Source organism: Arthrobacter sp. 3Tela_A (assembly GCF_049311025.1).
Taxonomy (GTDB): Bacteria; Actinomycetota; Actinomycetes; order Actinomycetales; family Micrococcaceae; genus Arthrobacter_B.
Genome location: NZ_JAXIOM010000015.1, coordinates 16838 through 32033 on the forward strand (window position 1 = coordinate 16838; position 15196 = coordinate 32033).

The following is a 15196-nucleotide window of genomic DNA, read 5'->3' on the forward strand; positions in this document are numbered from 1 at the left end:
CCATCAGAGAACCCGGGAGATCTACGTGCTATTTGTGCTAACCGTTCTATTTGCGGTGGCACTAGTGGCGCCCTTATTCTTCCGCCGGATTGGCAGGTCCGCTTTCTATCTTCTTGCGGCAGTTCCCGCCGGTGCCTTCATCTGGCTGATGGCCACGTATCCGCGGTACATCGAGTCCGGCCAGTCCCTCGCGTCGGGCGCGCCCAACGCGCCGCCGTCGGTCATCATCGGCTGGATCCCGGACCTCCGGGTGGAACTGGCCTTCCGCATGGACGCGCTCTCCGCCGTCCTGGCGATCCTCATCCTGGGCGTCGGCTCCCTGGTCCTGTTCTACTGCGCCCGCTACTTCCGCCCGGAAGACCCCAAAATGGGCAGCTTCGGTGCCCAGCTGCTGGCCTTCGCCGCGGCAATGTTCGGTTTGGTCACAGCAGATGACCTGATCCTGCTGTTCATCTTCTGGGAACTGACCACCATCCTGTCCTACCTGCTGATCGGCTATGCCGCGCACCGCCTCTCGGCCCGCCGCGCAGCCCTGCAGGCGCTGATCGTCACGACGTTCGGCGGCCTGGCAATGCTGGTGGGAATGATCATGCTCGGCTCTGCAGCCGGCACCTACCGCATCTCCGAAATCATGGCGATGGCACCGGAGCTGGTGGCCAGCGGCGTCATCGTCGACGTGGCGGTCGTGCTGATGCTGATCGGCGCGGTGTCCAAGTCCGCGCTGTTCCCCTTCCACTTCTGGCTCCCCGCGGCGATGGCCGCACCGACCCCGGTCAGCGCCTACCTGCACGCTGCAGCCATGGTGAAGGCCGGCATCTACCTGGTGGCGCGCCTGGCACCGGGCTTCTGGGAAACCACGTACTGGACCCCGGTGATCACCGTGCTGGGCCTGGCCACGCTGCTGCTTGGCGGCTGGCGCGCACTGCGCCAGCACGACCTGAAGCTGATGCTTGCCTACGGCACCGTCAGCCAGCTCGGTTTCCTCACCCTCGTTGTAGGGCTCGGAAACCGCGAGGCGGCGCTGGCAGGCCTGGGCCTGCTCGTGGCCCACGGTTTCTTCAAGGCCACCCTGTTCCTGGTAGTGGGCATCATTGACCACCAGGCCGGAACCCGCGACATCCGCAAGCTCTCCGGCGTCGGACGTTCAGCTCCCGTCCTGGCCGTCGTGGCTGCGATCGGTGCTGCCTCCATGGCCGGGCTGCCCCCGCTGCTCGGATTCGTGGCCAAGGAATCCGTCTACGAAACCTATGTGCACTTTGCCGAGAAGCAGGGCACACCCACAGCCATCGTGCTGCTGGTGGGCGTTGTTGCCGGTGCCATCCTGACCTTCGCTTACAGCTGCCGGTTCGTCTGGGGCGGTTTCGCCACCAAGGAATCCTGCAAGCCGACGGCGTTCAAGGCCATTCCATGGCCGTTCCTGGCTCCGCCGGCCATCCTGGCAGCCGCCACCGTATTCTTCGGTCTTTGGCCGAAACCGCTGGACACGGTCATCAGCCCGTACGCAGATCTGTACCCGCTGGAGGGCGAAGCCACCCACCTGGCGCTCTGGCACGGCTTCACCCTGGCTCTGGGCCTGACCGCGCTGACGATCGCGGCAGGTACCCTGCTCTTCTGGCAGCGCACCCGGGTTGAGAAAATCCAGGCCGGCATGGCCAGCCCGCTGGACGCAGAGCGTTCCTACCGCGGCCTGATCGGCATCCTGGACGACGCCGCCGTCTGGGTCACCGGGCGCACGCAGCGCGGTTCGCTGACCTTCTACCTCTTTGTCATCCTGAGCATGGCGATCGTGACGCCGCTGAGTGCGGTGCTGCTGCGGAACGCGCCGACGCCGGAACACTTCCACTGGTTCGATTCACCGCTGCAGGCCGTGATCGGTGCAGCCGTGGTGATCGGTGCCGTGGGCGCAGCCCGCGCCAACAAGCGGTTCCTGGCGGTGCTGATGGTCAGCGTCAGCGGCTACGGCATCGCCCTGATCTTTGCCCTGCAGGGTGCCCCGGACCTGGCCCTGACCCAGATGCTGGTGGAGACCATCGTCCTGGTGGCCTTTGTGCTGGCACTGCGGTCGCTGCCGGCCCGGCTCTGGAAGCGTGAACCCACCGGCCAGCGCCTGCTGCGGGCCGGACTCGGGATTGCCTTCGGTGCCGCCATGGTGGTCTTCGCCATGACCGCGATGGCATCCCGCGTGGCCGAACCCATTTCGCTCGCCTACCCCGAGCTTGCCTACAAAGGCGGCGGCGGACTGAACATCGTCAACGTGACCCTGGTGGATATCCGCGCCTGGGATACCTTCGGCGAAATCTCCGTCCTGGCCATGGCCGCTACCGGTGTTGCGTCCCTGATCTTCATCCGCGGGCGCGGCGACAAGCGCCGGCGGGCGAATGAAGTTGCCACCGGTTCCGTGGACCGCGGGCGCGAACACTTCGCGTCCTCCGAGCGGGAAGCCGCCACCCTGGCCCTGGCCCGGAAGTTCTCCTCCGTGGCCCGTGAGGCGTGGCTGGTGGCCGGCCGCACGCTGGCTCCTGAACGCCGCTCCATCATCTTCGAAGTGGTCACCCGCCTGCTGTTCCACTCGGTGATCATTTTCTCCGTCTACCTGCTCATTGCAGGCCACAACTCACCGGGCGGCGGCTTCGCCGGAGGCCTGATGGCCGGCCTGGCGCTGACCATCCGCTACCTGGCGGGCGGACGCTTCGAACTTGCCGAAGCAACCCCCGTCAGCGCCGGAACCCTGCTTGGCGGCGGCCTGGGCCTGGCTGCGCTCTCTGCCGCAGCGCCGCTCTTCTTTGGCGGGCAGGTACTGCAGAGCGCCATCATCGAGTTCACCTGGCCGATCTTCGGAGACATCAAGTTCGTCACCTCCACCATCTTTGACATTGGCGTGTACCTGGTGGTGGTCGGCCTGGTCCTCGATGTCCTGCGCAGCCTCGGCTCGGAGATCGACGAGCGCAGCGAAGGCGGGCCGGACGACGACGACGATGACCTGGTGGAACCCGAACCCGAAATGCTTGAAACGGAAGGAGTGTCCCGATGAGCGTCAACATCACGCTGCTGCTCATCATGGGCGCCCTCTACGCGGCCGGGATCTACCTGGTACTGGAACGGAGCCTGACCCGGGTGGTGCTGGGCCTGGCCATGATGACCAACGCGACCAACCTGCTGCTGCTGGCCACCGGAGGCTTCCAGGGCCTGGCTCCGCTGTTCAGCTCCGAGATTCCGCCGGAAGATTACAACGATCCGCTCCCGCAGGCGTTTATCCTCACCTCAATCGTCATTTCCTTCTCCGTGACGGCCTTTATGCTCGGCATCATTTACCGGTCCTGGGTGCTGGGGCGCCAGGACGAGGTCCAGGACGACATCGAAGACCGCCGCGTGGCCAGCCAGAGCAGCTACGACGCGGAAGACGACGCCGATGTCCCCGAGGACACGACCGAGTTCACGCCGGCTGACGAGGCCGAGGAAGCACCCGGGTCGCAGCGCGGCCAGGGTACCGGATCCACAGGAGAGGCAAAACGATGAACGCTTCCAGTTTTGCCCCGCTCGCCGTCGTCCTGCCGTTCCTCGGCGCAGCCCTGGCCTTCCTGCTCATCCGGCACCAGCGTTCCCAGCGCATCGTCTCGATCAGTGTGCTCACCCTGACCCTGGCACTGGAGTGTTTCCTGCTGGCAGCAGTCTGGGAGACCGGAGCGCAGGCAGTGAACCTGGGCGGCTGGATGCCGCCGTTCGGCATCACCATGGTGGTGGACCAGTTCTCCGCCCTGATGCTGGTGGTCTCCACTGCCATCAGCCTGGCGGTGCTCATTTACGCCGCCGGCCAGGGCATGGCCGATGGTGATGAAGACGGTCCGATTTCAATCTTCCACCCGACCTACCTGATCCTGGTGGCAGGCGTTTCCAACGCCTTCCTGGCCGGTGACCTCTTCAACCTCTACGTTGGATTCGAAATCCTGCTGACGGCCAGCTACGTGCTGATGACCCTGGGCGGCACTACGCCGCGGATCCGCGCCGGCGTGACCTACGTCGTCGTGAGCGTCATTTCCTCCGTCCTGTTCCTCACCGCAATCGGCATGATCTACGCCGCCACCGGCACCGTGAACATGGCGGACCTGGCCATCAAGCTGGGCGAACTGGACCCGGGAACGCAGATGATGCTGCACCTGATGCTGCTGGTCGCCTTCGGCATCAAGGCCGCCGTCTTCCCGCTTTCCTTCTGGCTGCCGGACTCCTACCCGACGGCCCCGGCACCCGTTACTGCGGTGTTTGCCGGCCTGCTGACCAAGGTCGGCGTGTACGCCATGGTCCGGACCGAAACGCTGCTCTTCCCGGGAGACCGGATCAATACGCTGCTGATGGTGGTGGCCGGCCTGACCATGCTGGTGGGCATCCTGGGTGCGCTGGCGCAGACCGACATCAAACGTATGCTCTCCTTCACCCTGGTCAGCCACATCGGCTACATGGTGTTTGGACTGGCAGTCGCCTCGATTGTGGGCATTGGCGCAGCAGTGTTCTACGTTGTCCACCACATCACCGTGCAGACGAGCCTGTTCCTGGTGACCGGCCTGATCGAGCGGCGCGGCGGGACAGCCAACATGGACCGCCTGGGCGGCCTGGCGCGGCTCTCTCCGCTGCTGGCAGTGCTGTACTTCATCCCGGCGATCAACCTCGCCGGCATACCGCCGTTCTCCGGCTTCCTGGGTAAGCTCGGCCTGATGCAGGCCGGCGTGGAACTGGGTACGCCGCTTGCCTACGTCCTGGTTGCCGCGTCCGTCCTGACCTCGCTGCTGACGCTGCTGGTCATGGCGCGGGTTTGGAACCGTGCGTTCTGGCGCACCCCGGAAGACGCAGTCCATCCGGATCCGATCCTGCTGGCCACCACCACCGACGGCAGTACCGTCCGGGACTCCGGCAACGTGAGCGGGCACAGCAGCGGACGCTTCGGCGGCCGCTCCACGGTGGACCTGCTGCCGAAGACGATGGTTTATCCCACGGTGGGACTGGTTGCCCTGGGCGTATCCCTCACCATCCTGGCCGGACCGCTGTTCTCACTGAGCGACGACGCGGCACAGGACCTGCTGGACCGCACGCCGTACATTGAGGCAGTGCTCGGCGAAGGGAGTGCACCGTGACCAAGAAGGCACTCATGCGCAACCACCCGCGGATTCCCCTGCTGAAGGAACTGCCGCTGATCATCTGGCTGGTGCTGCTCTGGGGAGCACTCTGGCAGGACTTCAGCCTGGGCAACCTCGTGTTCGGCGCCATCATCGCGTTCGTTGTCACGAATATCTTCTACCTGCCCCCGGTTGACCTCTCCGGGCGGTTCAACATCTTCTACGCCGCGGGCTTTGGCGTGCGGTTCCTGTGGAAACTGGTGATCGCCAGTGTCCATGTGCTGTGGCTGGCCACCGTCCAGGGACCGCGGATCAAGAACGCCGTCGTCGCGGTGAAGCTGCGCAGCCACTCGGACCTGCTGGTTACGGCCACCGGCCATGCGCTCTCCCTGATCCCGGGCTCCCTGGTGGTGGAGGTGGACCGATCCACCTCCACGCTGTACCTGCACTGCCTGGGAGTGGACAGCCAGCAGGCAGCCGAAAAGGTCCGTGACGACGTGCGCGCCACCGAATCCTGGCTGATCCGCATGATGGGCACCAAGGAAGAGCTGGCGCTTGTCCGGGCGGAACAGAAGGACCTCAGGGAACTGCGCGAAGGGGAGGTCAGCCGATGACTGTTGCCATCATCATCGTGTCCGTCATGCTGGCCGTATCCGCCGCCGGTGCCATCTTCCGGATCGTCCGCGGTCCTTCCATCCTTGACCGCGTGCTCGCCGCAGACGTCCTGCTGGCGATCGTGGGCGGCGCTCTGGTGGTGGACATGGTTGTGAACCGGAACCTGAATTACCTGGCCCTGCTGATCGCAATTTCGCTGATCGGCTTCATTGGCTCCGTGACGGTTGCCCGCTTCGTAACGGACCGGAGGTAGCCATGAACGAAACCGTGATTGACGTAATCGTGGCAGCCCTGCTGCTTGGCGGCGCCACAATGTCTCTCGCCGCAGCGATTGGCCTGGCGCGGTTCCCTGACCTGATGAGCCGGATGCACGCCGCGTCCAAGCCGCAGGTGCTGGGCCTGCTGCTCTTCCTGCTGGCCATGGCCGTGGAGTTCCGCAGCTGGGTCCTGCTGCCGGTCCTGGCGCTGTGCTGGATTTTTATGCTGCTGACCGCGCCGGTCTCTGCCCACATGGTGGGCCGTGCCGGCTACCGCACCAAGCACCTGCGCCCGGAGCTGCTGACCATCGATGAGCTGGACGACGTCGTCGAGCGGGCACAGCAGCTGATGTTTGAGGCCACCGAGGAAAAGGCTGCCGCCGACTCAGATGCGGATCCGAAGGTCGACGACGATCCCGGGCAGGAACCGGACGGTACCTATTACACCGGTGATCTCAGCGACGAGGAACTGGCACGCACCCGTTCCGAAGCCGAAGCGGCCAGCCGGCCGCCCGGGCGCAGCCGCGAAGGCTGACGCTGCGGCCATACGAAAACGAGATTACAGAAACTGCCCGTATGAACGCTTATACGGGCAGTTTCTGTAATCTCGTTACGGTGAGACGAGTTAGACGACCTCGGGGGTGCGGCTGTAGCGGGCGATTGCACGCTGCGTGCCGCGGTTGGTCAGCACCCGGATCACCTGGCTGACCGCGCCGGAAACGAGCGCGAAAATAACTGCCGAGCGCAGGCTCGCATCCAGGGCGCCGTCCTTGTCCTTGGGCGGTTCGTTGCCCGTTGCCTTGGTCCAGACGAAGTCCAGGATCTTTGCCGAGGCAAGTCCCGCGCCCACGCTGACACCGGTACCCAGCAGTTTCAGGATCAGGTTCATAAGTGCTCCTTGGTGTTGTGCGTTGCTGTTTCCCCCTACGCTACCTGCCGCACCCGGATTCCACGCGGCACTGCGTGTACAGTGGACCACGCATACACACGACAGGGGAGCGCCGCTTCCCGGCTCCGGAGATTATCCGGACGCCGGTTTTCGGGCGCTGAGAGTGCGGACCAAGCCGCAGACCCTCGAACCTGCTCCGGTTAGTACCGGCGAAGGGAGTCGAGATCTCAGGGGTGCACCGCCGCCGGCGGTTTTCCCTCCCCTCCTGAATCCAGGAGGAACCTTCCATGCAAGAAACCCAATCCATAAAGCCCGTCCGCTCATCCTGGCGGGTAGTGGACATCGTCGTCGCGTCCGTCCTTGCCGTAGCCACCGGCGTTGTGTTCTGGGCCTGGTCCCTCGCCTACGGCGGCGTGGCCGCAGTGTTCGTGGCCTTCCCGCCGCTGGCCGGGCTGTACACCGGCGGCTGGCTGATTGCCGGCGTCCTGGGCGCGCTGATCATCCGCAAACCCGGTGCCGCACTGTACTGCGAGATTCTGGCTTCTGCTGTTTCCGGTGTGCTGGGAACCCAGTTCGGCCTTTCCGTGCTGCTCTCCGGAGCCATCCAGGGCCTGGGCGCCGAACTGGTGTTCCTGCTCTTCCTGTACCGGAAGTTCACTCTTCCCGTGGCGCTGCTGGCGGGCCTCGGCTCCGGCCTTTTCCTCGGGGTGAGCGAAACGATTCTGTACATGCCCGAATGGGCCTTCCAGTGGCAGGCGCTGTACACCGTTTTTGCCATGGTGTCCGGACTGCTGCTGGCCGGCCTGCTGTCCTGGCTGGCGGTGAGGGCGCTGGCCCGCACGGGAGTGCTTTCCGCCTTTGCCTCCGGGCGCACCGCGGACGCGTAACCGATGGCCGCAGCTACTCCCGTGGCGGTCAGCGCCAGGGACTGGGGATGGCGTCACGCCGGGCGAAAGGCCCAGGCCGTTGCCGGTGTGTCCTTCGACATTAGCCCGGGGGAGCGGGTGCTCCTGCTGGGAGCATCCGGGGCGGGCAAATCCACCCTGCTGCATGCCCTCGCCGGGGTTCTCGGTGAGGATACCGGCGGCACGGAAACCGGTTCGCTGCAGCTCGACGGCGTTCACCCGCAGGGCGCACGCGGCCGGGCGGGCCTGCTCCTGCAGGACCCCGAGTCGCAGATCGTGCTTTCCCGGGTGGGCGACGAGGTCGCGTTCGGTGCGGAGAACCTGGGCGTGCCCCGAACGGAGATCTGGCAGCGGGTGCATACTGCGCTAGACGACGTCGGACTCCGGGTGCCGCTGGAACACTCAACCGCAGCGCTCTCCGGCGGGCAGAAGCAGCGCCTGGCGCTGGCTTCCATCCTGGCTATGTCTCCCGGCCTGCTGCTGCTCGACGAACCGACTGCGAACCTCGACCCGGACGGTGTCCTGGAAATCCGGGACGCCGTTCAGCGGGTGCTGGAGGGTACCGGAGCCACACTGATTGTGGTGGAGCACCGGGTCGCCGCCTGGGCGGAGCTGGTGGACCGGGTGATAGTGCTCGACGCCGGCGGAGGACTGCTCGCTGACGGCCCGCCTGAGGAAGTCCTCACCGCGGAGCAGACCCGTGCCCGTCTGGCGGAAGCCGGTGTCTGGCTGCCCGGCGCCGCACTGGACGTGCCGCCGCCGCTTCTGCCCGTTTCCTCCGCTCCCGAGCTGCTGGCCGCGGACAGCCTCGAGGTTGCACGCACCCCCAAAGGCCAGTCCGTGCTCTCCGGTGTCGATCTGTCCCTGCAGGCCGGAGATGCCCTGGGCATCACCGGACCCAACGGAGCCGGCAAATCCACGCTGGCACTGACCCTGGGCGGACTCCTGCGTCCCCGCGGCGGAACCCTGGCCGCAGCCCCGGCGCTGGCACGCGAAGCGGGGAACATCCCGTCCAAGTGGAAGTCGGCCCAGCTGGTGACCCGGATCGGAACGGTGTTCCAGGAACCGGAACACCAATTCCTCACCGGCTCAGTCCGTGACGAACTGGCCTTCGGGCCGCGGCGGGCCGGGCGCAGCGACGCTGAAGTCCAGGCCACAGTGGAGGAACTGGCCCAGCGGCTGCGGCTGGCGGCGCTGCTCAAGGTCAACCCCTTCACCCTCTCCGGCGGGGAGAAACGCCGGCTCTCCGTGGCCACCATGCTCGCCACATCTCCGGACATCCTGCTGCTGGACGAACCCACCTTCGGACAGGATGCGAACACGTGGAAGGAACTGGTCTCCTTGCTGGCTGAGCTGCGCCGGGACTCCGGCTGTGCCGTCGTCTCGGTGACGCACGACCGCGAGTTCATTGCGGCGCTCGGCGGACAGGTCCTCCGGGTGCAGGACGGCGCTGCCCGCCTGCAGCCGGCAGAACCGGCGGCAGGAGCTGCAGCATGAGCGCCCAGGCCGTTCGAGCCCCAGCCGCGGGAACAGCTGCCGGCCCGCGGAAGTCCCGGCTGGCAGCGGCGAACCCGCTCTCCACGCTCGGCGCCGCCGTCGCCGTTACCGTCGCGGTGCTGCTGACGGTGGACTGGGTCAGCGCCACCGTGGTGCTGGCCGGGGAACTGGCCCTCCTGCCGCTGCTGCGGATCAATCCGTGGACCCTGGTGAAACGGATCTGGCCGCTGCTGATCGCTGCGGTGATAGGCGCCTACGGCACCGCCCTGCTCGCGGAGAAAACCGGAGAGGTCCTGCTGGATGCCGGTCCGCTGCTGTTCACCACTGACTCGGTGGCGGCTGGTATCGCGATTGGCCTGCGCGGACTGGCGATCGCGCTGCCGGGCATCTTCCTGCTGGTCACCGTGGACGCGACGGACCTGGCGGACGCCCTGGCCCAGCGGCTGCGCCTGCCCTCCCGCTTTGTCCTTGGGGCACTGGCAGCGATGCGGCTGGTGGGCCTGCTGGTTCAGGAATGGCGCACGCTCGGACTGGCACGGCACGCCCGCGGGGCCGACGCCGCTGCCTCCCCGCTGGGCAGGTTCCGCAACTTCCTGGGCCAGGGTCTGGCCCTGCTTATCCAGGCGATCCGGCGCGCCACCCGGCTGGCCGTGGCCATGGAGGCCCGCGGCTTCGGAAGCAGCGACCGGACCTGGGCCCGGGCTTCCACATTCAGCCGGATCGATCTGTGGGTCCTGGCCTACGGTGTCGGACTGGCTGCAGCGGCCGTGTGGGCTGCTGCGGCAGCCGGAACGTTCAATTTCATCCTGTCCTAGAAGTCCCGCACCGCCGGGCGGGGCCGCCAACCGGCTGTCCCCGTCCGGCGGTGAGCCGGGTGCTACAGGACGGTGTCCACCAGTGCGGCGAGCTCGTCAGTGAGTTCGCGGGAGACCGGCAGCGGGTTCCCGTCTACCGATTTCACCGGCGCGAGCAGGCGGATGCTGGAAATCAGCCACACGCCGTCGGCCTGCATCAGGTGCGAAGGCTCCAGCGGGCCGTAGCCAAGCTGCCAGCCTTCCTTCTCTGCCGCGGCAAACAGTGCGCTTTGCGTGGTTCCGGGCAGGATGCCGCTTTCAAGCTCCGGAGTGAGCAGGGTCTTCACCCCGTCTTCAACCACGGCCAGCACAACTGTGGACGTGGGCCCCTCCAGGACCTTGCCGTCGGAGGAGGTGAAGATGACATCATCGGCGCCGTGCTGCTTTGCGAACCGGATAGCCGCCATGTTCACCGCATAGGACAGCGTCTTGGAGCCGAGCAGCAGCCAGGGAGCGCGCTCCGCCACGGAGGAATCGTAGCCGCGGTCCAGCAGCAGCACGTCCAGGCCTTCCTCGCGCTGCCGGGCACTGGACTCCGGAACGGGGGACGCCGCCACCCACGCCGTCGGGCTTCCGGCGCCCTCCGGACCCCGGGTCAGCATCAGCTTCACCACAGCGGGCACCTCGCCGTGCACGCGCGTGAACTCAGCCATCGCCGTCGCAATGGCAGGCTCCCACATCTGCGGTGAGGGAAAGTCCAGCTGCAGGGCGGCCGCGGAGGACGCCATCCGTTCCAGGTGCATGGCCAGCTTCCGGGGACGCCCGTCCACCGCCAGCATCGATTCGAAAACCCCGTCGCCGCGGGTCGCGCCGAGGTCCGTCGCCATCAGCTGCGGCTGCGAGGCATCGGCCGTGCGGCCGGCGGGAAAAGCAGGATCGAGGAAAACCAAAACTGTCATGCAGCAAGCCTAGTTGCCGCAGTGGGCGACCCCGGGCGCTAGGCTGAAGGGACGGTTGGGTGGTCGGAGGGATTAGCGCACGTGTGGTGGACGGTAACTGCTCCAAACTGGCTTGCGACGAGCCTGACGATTCTCGACTTCGCAATCCGGATCATCGCCCTGGGCGTGGTGCCCGGAAACCGGCGCCCCACCACTGCCATGGCCTGGCTGCTGGCCATCTTCTTCCTGCCCGTCCCGGGAATCATCGTGTTCGCGCTGTTCGGCAACCACCGGCTCTCCGAACAGCGGGTGGAACGCCAGACCATGATCAACAAAAGGGTCCGTGAAAACACCCGCGAGCTCGAAGCGGAGTCCTCCTCCTATTCAGGCCCGGACTGGGTGCTCTCCGCCGTGGAACTGAACCGCCGGCTCGGTTCGCTGCCCAGCCTGGACGGCAACAGGGTTGAACTGCAGCGGGACTACGAGGAATCCATCCGCCAGATGACCGAAGCGGTCCGCGGTGCCTCCAAATACGTACACGTCGAGTTCTACATCATGAGCTACGACGCCGTGACCCGGGAGTTCTTCACTGCCCTGCGGGACGCGGCGGACCGCGGCGTGACGGTGCGCCTGCTGTTTGACCACATCGGCACCCTGCGCGTGAAGGGTTACCGCCAGCTGCTCAAGGAGCTGAAGTCCAGCAGGATCCAGTGGCATCCCATGCTGCCCATCCAGCCCCTCCGCGGCCACTGGCGGCGCCCCGACCTGCGCAACCACCGCAAGATCCTCGTCGTCGACGGGGTCATTGGCTTCACCGGCTCGCAGAACCTCGTGGAACCGGGCTACCGCAAACCCCGCAACCACCGGATCGGCCGCAAATGGGTGGAGCTCATGAGCCGGCTCGAAGGCCCGGTAGTTGATGAAATCAACGTGGTGTTTGCCACCGACTGGAACATGGAGACGGACGAGAACCTTGAGCAGGAACTGAGCCTGTATGAGGGAACGTCCAAGCCCGGCGACATCACCTGCCAGGTTGTTCCTTCCGGTCCCGGTTTCACGACGGAGAACAACCTGCGCCTGTTCACCTCGCTGCTGTACTCCGCCTCCGAGCGGATCTCCATCACCAGCCCGTACTTCGTGCCGGATGATTCCCTGCTCTACGCCATTACGACGGCGGCGCAGCGCGGGGTGCAGGTGGAACTGTTCGTCTCCGAGCGCGGCGACCAGTTCCTGGTGGACCACGCCCAGCGTTCCTACTACGAGGTGCTACTGGAGGCCGGCATCCGGATCTGGCAGTATCCCGCGCCGCTGGTGCTCCATGCCAAGCACTTCACCGTGGACAACGACGTCGCCGTCCTGGGCTCCTCCAACATGGACATGCGTTCCTTCTCGCTGAACCTGGAAGTCTCCATGATGATGTTCGGCGGGAACATTGTGGAGAAAATGCGCCAGATCGAAGACACGTACCGCGGCCTGTCGAAGGAACTGATCCTTGACGAATGGCGCAACCGTCCCGTCTGGCAGCGCTACGTGGACAACGTCGCCCGCCTTACGGCCACCCTGCAGTAGGAGTCCTAGCCGGCGGGGACCTCTGAGCCGAGTGCACCGAGCACACCCCGGGACTTGGTGCGGACCTCTTCCCATTCCGCCTCCGGATCCGATCCGGAGGTCACAGCTCCGCCGACGCCGAGGGTGAGCGAGGTGCCGCCGGCCGTGTCCGGCTGCATCACCAGGGTGCGGATGACTACGGAGAGATCCGCAGCGCCGCTCAGGGAGAAGTAGCCCACCGCTCCGGAATAGAAACCACGGGGCACCGCTTCCAGGCCGTCCAGGATAGCCATGGTGCTGACTTTCGGCGCCCCGGTCATTGACCCCGCGGGGAAGGCCGCGGCCACGGCTTCGGCCCGGCTGGCACCGGGCGCGAGCTGCGCATCGATGGTGCTGACCAGCTGATGGACCGTGGCATAGCTTTCCACCACGCACAGCCGCGGAACCGTGACCGATCCGGGAACGGCCAGCCGGGAGAGGTCATTGCGCATCAGATCCACAATCATGATGTTCTCCGCCCGGTCCTTGATGCTCTCGAGCAGTTCCTGCCGCAGCGCGGCGTCTTCCGCGGGAGCAGACCCCCGCGGGCGGGTGCCCTTGATTGGTTCAGCCCGCAGCGCGCCGCCGGCGGTGATCCTCAGGAACCGTTCGGGGGAGGTACCCAGAAGTGCCAGTCCACCCACCCGCAGCAGCGAGGCGAAGGGGGCCGGGCTGCGCCGGCGCATGGCAGCGTAGAGCGCCAGGACCTCCTGCGGCGGCACGGGGCCGGGAAGGAATCCCTCCAACGCCGTAGTCAGGCAGATTTCGTAGCTGTTGCCGTCCCGGATCTCCGCCTGGGCCCGGCGCACCTTGGCCAGATAGTCCGCGCGGCTGTCCCGAAACGTGAATGAGGGTCCGATGACCTGCGCCGGAACTTCTGCAGGTCCCGCGGGGCCGCCGGGATGGGTGGCGGCCTCGAGGACCGTCCGGGCCTGTTCCAGCCAGGGTGTTCCGGCGCCGGGATCTTGCAGATCCGGATCATGCAGGACCAGCAGGTGAACCTTGTTCAGGGCGTGGTCCAGCACCACGGCGCGGGCCGCGAAAACCAGGGCGGCATCCGCGGCAGCCGGCTCTGATCCTGGAACGGGCTGCCCGGAGTCCGCCGCGGCACCGGTTTCCCGCTTGAGTCCGTACCCAAGGGCTCCCGCCCAGCCCAGGACGAACGGGCAGGGAAAACCATCCGGTGCGGCAACCCTGGGGCTGCCCCACTCGGACTCAAGCCAGCGGAAGAACGGGCCCGGGACGTTGGCCTCGACCGGCCCCCAGCTGACCCGGGTGTTTCCGGCGGTGTGCACGGCATGCCTGCCCAGCGGCCCGCCGTCGTCAGCCATGATGCTGAACCGGCTGCGCTCGGCGGGGCTGCCGCCGGCCCCGGCGGAACCGGCGTCGGAACTATCCAGCCATACCGCGTTGGCGCTGCTGCCGAACAGGGCACTGAACAGAACCTGCGGATCCGGAGCGCCAGGCAGCGTCTGGACGGAGACTTCACCCCCGGCGGGCGGCAGGCCGAGTCCGGGGGCGGGAAAAGGGAAGTGACGCCAGCGCACGCAGCACGTACTGGTGGAGCGGAAAGGGCGCGGGACCGCTCGAGAGAAGCACATCAGCCTCGGCGGCCACCGGATCGGCAGCAGTCCAGGCAGCTTCCTGCGCAGCCCACCGGTCCCAGTGCGGCGCGTAGGTCTCGCCGTCGCGGGCCAGCGCGCGTTCCTTGCGCAGCGCCGGGGGCGCCTGCACCCACACCACGGCGTCCAGCAGGCTGCGGGCGGCGCGGTGCCCGGCACCCACACCTTCGAAAATGATGATCTCCGCCGGCTCGGTGTGCCGCGCCCGGTCGTAGCACCCGGCCGTCCAGTCCCACGCCTGCCAGACCGCGGCCTGCCCGGAGGCAAGCGGCATCAGCACCTCGCGGAGGTAATACTCCATGCCCTCCTGCAGTCCGTCCCAGCCGGGGTAGACATCCTCCAGATGGAAAACGGCAACGGAACGGTGAACCCGCAGGGCAGCGGCCAGCTCCAGAGCCAGGCTGGTTTTCCCCGCCCCGGAGAACCCGTCGACGCCGATCAGCAGCGGGCGCCCGGCAGGTGCGGTCATTGGATGCGGTCCGCCAGGGCTGCACGGACGTATGCCGCCACACCGGGCACGGCAGCCTGGATCAGGGTGTAGGAGGAGTCGAAGTCGGACATGTCCCCGTACCAGGGGTCCTCGATGCCCTGTTCGCTGGCCGGGAGGCGGGCGGCAGCCGGATCAAAGCTGCGCAGCATCCGGATCCTGTCCCTTGCCTCGGCCGGAGCTTCGGCCTGCAGGTGGGTCAGGTGCCCGTAGTCCAGGGCAAGGATCAGGTCCCGGGACCTGTACCAGTCCGCTTCGAAGGCGCGGGCCCGGAAGCTGTCCACAGCGGGTTCCGGGTACTGGTGCTTAAGCAGCTCGGCGGCCGTGCGGGGGTCCATGGGACGTCCGGCTTCCCAGCCCGTCACCCCGGCGGAGTCCACCTGGGTCTGCGCCTGCAGCCCGGCTTCGGACAGGGCACGCTCAATACTGAACTGGGCCATGGGGGAGCGGCAGATGTTCCCGGTGCACACCGTGATGATTCGGTACATCTTCCCAGCCTA

14 protein-coding genes, 1 pseudogene and 1 riboswitch are annotated in these 15196 nt (G+C 66.7%); of the genes and pseudogenes, 10 read left to right on the plus strand and 5 right to left on the minus strand.

The genetic code is table 11. The annotated features are described in order from the left end of the window. Positions 1–25 precede the first annotated feature (25 nt). The 6 genes and pseudogenes from TVC13_RS06700 to mnhG form a co-directional block, all read left to right on the plus strand. Positions 26–3031, plus strand: coding sequence for a Na+/H+ antiporter subunit A (locus TVC13_RS06700; RefSeq protein WP_422400447.1), 3006 nt, complete (start codon positions 26–28; stop codon positions 3029–3031). After that, positions 3028–3516: a Na(+)/H(+) antiporter subunit C gene (locus TVC13_RS06705; protein WP_422400448.1), complete on the plus strand. Its 489-nt coding sequence runs from the start codon at positions 3028–3030 to the stop codon at positions 3514–3516. The genes TVC13_RS06700 and TVC13_RS06705 overlap by 4 nt, the downstream gene beginning before the upstream one ends. Continuing rightward, positions 3513–5123, plus strand: coding sequence for a Na+/H+ antiporter subunit D (locus tag TVC13_RS06710; RefSeq protein WP_422400449.1), 1611 nt, complete (start codon positions 3513–3515; stop codon positions 5121–5123). Before TVC13_RS06705 ends, TVC13_RS06710 begins: the two co-directional genes overlap by 4 nt. 14 nt (positions 5124–5137) lie before the next feature. After that, positions 5138–5719 (plus strand): Na+/H+ antiporter subunit E, encoded by a 582-nt coding sequence (locus tag TVC13_RS06715; protein ID WP_422400484.1) that lies wholly within the window; start codon positions 5138–5140, stop codon positions 5717–5719. After that, on the plus strand, positions 5716–5973 hold the full coding sequence (locus tag TVC13_RS06720; protein WP_422400450.1) for a monovalent cation/H+ antiporter complex subunit F: 258 nt from the start codon (positions 5716–5718) through the stop codon (positions 5971–5973). Before TVC13_RS06715 ends, TVC13_RS06720 begins: the two co-directional genes overlap by 4 nt. A 2-nt stretch (positions 5974–5975) precedes the next feature. Then, a pseudogene (mnhG, locus tag TVC13_RS06725) lies at positions 5976–6317 on the plus strand (monovalent cation/H(+) antiporter subunit G); the annotation flags it as partial. Positions 6318–6602: 285 nt separating this feature from the next. Here mnhG and TVC13_RS06730 read toward each other — a convergent pair. Then, positions 6603–6866, minus strand: coding sequence for a DUF4235 domain-containing protein (locus tag TVC13_RS06730; protein ID WP_055239059.1), 264 nt, complete (start codon positions 6864–6866; stop codon positions 6603–6605). A gap of 93 nt (positions 6867–6959) precedes the next feature. Next, positions 6960–7101: riboswitch (TPP riboswitch) on the plus strand. A gap of 52 nt (positions 7102–7153) precedes the next feature. Here TVC13_RS06730 and TVC13_RS06735 point away from each other — a divergent pair. The 3 genes from TVC13_RS06735 to TVC13_RS06745 are packed head-to-tail and all read left to right on the plus strand — an operon-like array spanning position 7154 to position 10083. Beyond that, positions 7154–7753, plus strand: a complete 600-nt coding sequence (locus tag TVC13_RS06735) for an ECF transporter S component (protein WP_422400451.1) — start codon at positions 7154–7156, stop codon at positions 7751–7753. A gap of 3 nt (positions 7754–7756) precedes the next feature. Next, positions 7757–9268: an ABC transporter ATP-binding protein gene (locus TVC13_RS06740; RefSeq protein ID WP_422400452.1), complete on the plus strand. Its 1512-nt coding sequence runs from the start codon at positions 7757–7759 to the stop codon at positions 9266–9268. Then, positions 9265–10083 (plus strand): energy-coupling factor transporter transmembrane component T family protein, encoded by an 819-nt coding sequence (locus TVC13_RS06745; protein ID WP_422400453.1) that lies wholly within the window; start codon positions 9265–9267, stop codon positions 10081–10083. Before TVC13_RS06740 ends, TVC13_RS06745 begins: the two co-directional genes overlap by 4 nt. Positions 10084–10145: 62 nt before the next feature. Here TVC13_RS06745 and TVC13_RS06750 read toward each other — a convergent pair whose 3' ends face one another. Continuing rightward, positions 10146–11021, minus strand: a complete 876-nt coding sequence (locus tag TVC13_RS06750; RefSeq protein ID WP_422400454.1) for an aminodeoxychorismate lyase — start codon at positions 11019–11021, stop codon at positions 10146–10148. 81 nt (positions 11022–11102) lie between these two features. Here TVC13_RS06750 and cls point away from each other — a divergent pair, with 81 nt between their 5' ends. After that, positions 11103–12569 (plus strand): cardiolipin synthase, encoded by a 1467-nt coding sequence (gene cls / locus TVC13_RS06755; protein WP_422400455.1) that lies wholly within the window; start codon positions 11103–11105, stop codon positions 12567–12569. 5 nt (positions 12570–12574) lie between these two features. Here cls and TVC13_RS06760 read toward each other — a convergent pair whose 3' ends face one another. The 3 genes from TVC13_RS06760 to TVC13_RS06770 are packed head-to-tail and all read right to left on the minus strand — an operon-like array spanning position 12575 to position 15184. After that, the gene (locus TVC13_RS06760) at positions 12575–14134 is read right to left on the minus strand and encodes an anthranilate synthase component I family protein (protein ID WP_422400456.1); all 1560 of its coding nucleotides are present in this window, start codon (positions 14132–14134) and stop codon (positions 12575–12577) included. Then, positions 14073–14678 (minus strand): uridine kinase family protein, encoded by a 606-nt coding sequence (locus TVC13_RS06765; RefSeq protein ID WP_422400457.1) that lies wholly within the window; start codon positions 14676–14678, stop codon positions 14073–14075. Before TVC13_RS06765 ends, TVC13_RS06760 begins: the two co-directional genes overlap by 62 nt. Next, entirely contained in the window at positions 14675–15184 is a 510-nt protein-coding gene (locus tag TVC13_RS06770; RefSeq protein WP_422400458.1) for a low molecular weight protein-tyrosine-phosphatase, read from the minus strand. The genes TVC13_RS06765 and TVC13_RS06770 overlap by 4 nt, the downstream gene beginning before the upstream one ends. Positions 15185–15196: the final 12 nt, after the last annotated feature.